The organism is Anoxybacillus sp., from assembly GCF_036834105.1.
Lineage (GTDB): Bacteria > Bacillota > Bacilli > Bacillales > Anoxybacillaceae > Anoxybacillus.
Genome location: NZ_DAITON010000212.1, coordinates 1 through 2,283 on the forward strand (window position 1 = coordinate 1; position 2,283 = coordinate 2,283).

The window sequence follows — 2,283 nt, forward strand, 5'->3', positions numbered from 1 at the left end:
GGAGGGGAAGAGATGGGGATTACGGTCATTCAAATCGGGGGATTGTATGCATTGTATATCGTCGGTTCATTCATTCAGCGACTGCTTCACGTTCCAATTCCAGGAAGTGTGATAGGAATGTTGCTATTGTTTTTTCTTTTAATGACAGGGATTGTGAGAGAAAAGTGGGTTGCGCGTGGCGCAAATATGCTTTTATCTCACTTAACCCTTTTGTTTATTCCGGCAACAGTTGGTGTCATGGATTATGTTGAGCTTTTTTCTGGAAAGGGGATATGGTCTGTCGTCATCGTTGTCATTAGCACAACTATAGTTATGTTTTTTGTTGGTTTGATTGGACAGTGGGCACAAACACGCGAACAAAAGCGGCAAATGCGTGAGGTGAAGGGAGCATGATTGGAATCAGTTTGCTCGTCTGGACGATTTTTGTCTATATGGCTATGCGCAAATTGTATGCCCGCTTTTATTTTCCATTGCTCGTGCCGATTGCTACAAGTACAGTCGTGATGATCGTTACGTTATCGATTTTTCGTATCTCATATGAGCAATATATGACTGGAGGAAAATGGCTCGTTCATTTGCTCGGTCCTGCAGTCGTCGCTTTAGCTTTGCCGCTCTACCAACATCGCCGTACGTTAAAACAGTTTTTATGGCCGTTGTTATGCAGTACATTTTTTGGCACAATGATCGGGATGGGGAGCGGCCTATTATTGGCTCGCCTTTTTCATTTACCGGAACAGGTCGTTCGTTCGATCATTCCGAAATCAGTTACATCGCCTGTAGCAATGGATATTGCGAAGTTGATTGATGGCATACCGACGCTTGCGGCAGTATATGTAATGATCGCTGGAATTTTTGGCGCGATGTTTGGCCCTAGCCTTTTTCGTATGTTTCGCATAACAACAGCATTAGGTATAGGGAGTGGGCTTGGCGCGGCTTCGCACGGGATTGGTACGGCAAAAGCGCTTGAAATCGGAAAAAAAGAGGCTGCCATTAGTTCTGTTGCGATGACGCTAAGTGCAATTTTCGCCTCTCTTCTTTGCCCGTTGTTGCTTTTGTTGTAGAATGAAAGTAACCATTTGATGCTGGAGGTTCGATTGTGGGACAGCTCATTAAGCTTCAAGATTATATTTCGCGCTACGAGCTAGATATTTACCATTATCCGAGCGAGTTTATTCGCTTGAAAAAAAAACAATGGGAACGAATGAAACAAGCATGGGAGGCGGGGCAACTCGTTCCGAAAGTACAGTCATCTGAGTCGTGGAAATGGCTTGAGGAAGAACCGTCGCTTTTCGATAAAATGAAACAAATATGGAAAAGGAAGAAAATAGAAGAAAAGGAGAACGATCAGCCGAAGGAAGAAGACGACTTTGCTTTTTCAGTTGCGTCAGAGCCTCGCACGATAGAAGAGTTAAAAATATTATTTTTAGAGAAGTTATTTCAACTGCAAATTCGTTGGGCAAGTTCGACATTGACAGAAGAGTCCATTATTCATCCGAAATATTATCATGATGTATATTTAAAATATTTTTTACAACGGTTTCCTGACACATATTTATGTATGTATAAACCTGTATTTTTATTAAAAAAAGCACCGGTTGAGTTAAATACGATTCTCATTAGCCCAACAACGACGTGGTGCATTGCGTTTACAGAGGAACAAAGCAACAACATTATTGTCGGTTCGGCAGATCGGTTTTGGACGGAGATGGTTGGCGGGATAGAACGAAAAATCGTCAATCCAATGACTTCGCTCGATCGAACGGAAAAAGTTGTCCAAACTATTTATAAACGATGTTCCGTTGATATGCCGATTAAGAAAGTGTTAATTAATCGCGAAGGGTATATTGATTATCGTTATGCTCCGAACGATCTAGAAATCATTGATCGCCGCCATTATGACGCATGGTTTATGTCGCTCAGGCAGTTGACGATGCCGCTAAAGCATGTACAGCTCAAGGCTGCTCAATCGTTGCTAACATATTGTGATGCGCGCTATTATGATCCGCTTATAGTAGAAGAGATGGAAGAGGCTGACGAGTAAAGTTCAGCCTCTTTTTCAAAGGGGATCAGGACTCGGTTTGCCAATGTAATACCCTTGGGCAAAATGAATACCGATTTCTCGACAGTATTCCAATTCTTCTTTTCTTTCAATTCCTTCGGCAAGAACGTGGATACCGAGCGTATTGGCGATATGCGTTACTTCTTTCAAAAATGTTTGTTTTTCTTTTTCTTGATCGCAGTTTTGAATGTAATGGCGATCGATTTTTACGTAATCTGGTTGCA

Annotated in this window: 4 protein-coding genes; 3 read left to right on the forward strand and 1 reads right to left on the reverse strand. The window is 42.0% G+C overall.

What is annotated here, in order from left to right:
• The 3 genes from V7Z64_RS12980 to V7Z64_RS12990 form a co-directional block, all read left to right on the forward strand.
• Window positions 1-393: CidA/LrgA family protein (locus tag V7Z64_RS12980; RefSeq protein WP_442885211.1), on the forward strand; the 393-nt coding region annotated here is incomplete at its 5' end.
• On the forward strand, window positions 390-1,061 hold the full coding sequence (locus V7Z64_RS12985; protein ID WP_297992556.1) for an LrgB family protein: 672 nt from the start codon (window positions 390-392) through the stop codon (window positions 1,059-1,061). The genes V7Z64_RS12980 and V7Z64_RS12985, both read left to right, overlap by 4 nt.
• Before the next feature lie 35 nt (window positions 1,062-1,096).
• A complete protein-coding gene (locus V7Z64_RS12990) occupies window positions 1,097-2,041 on the forward strand; it encodes an NERD domain-containing protein (RefSeq protein ID WP_334110693.1) in 945 nt (314 codons plus the stop codon).
• A 15-nt stretch (window positions 2,042-2,056) separates the two neighbouring features.
• On the opposite strand, the gene V7Z64_RS12995 is transcribed toward V7Z64_RS12990, so the two are convergent.
• On the reverse strand, window positions 2,057-2,283 hold a 227-nt coding region (locus tag V7Z64_RS12995; RefSeq protein ID WP_334110695.1), incomplete at its 5' end, for an EAL domain-containing protein.

Excerpts from the sequence above, each read along its gene's own strand:
- V7Z64_RS12985 (WP_297992556.1), top strand. The coding sequence starts at position 390 with ATGATTGGAATCAGTTTGCTCGTCTGGACGATTTTTGTCTATATGGCT.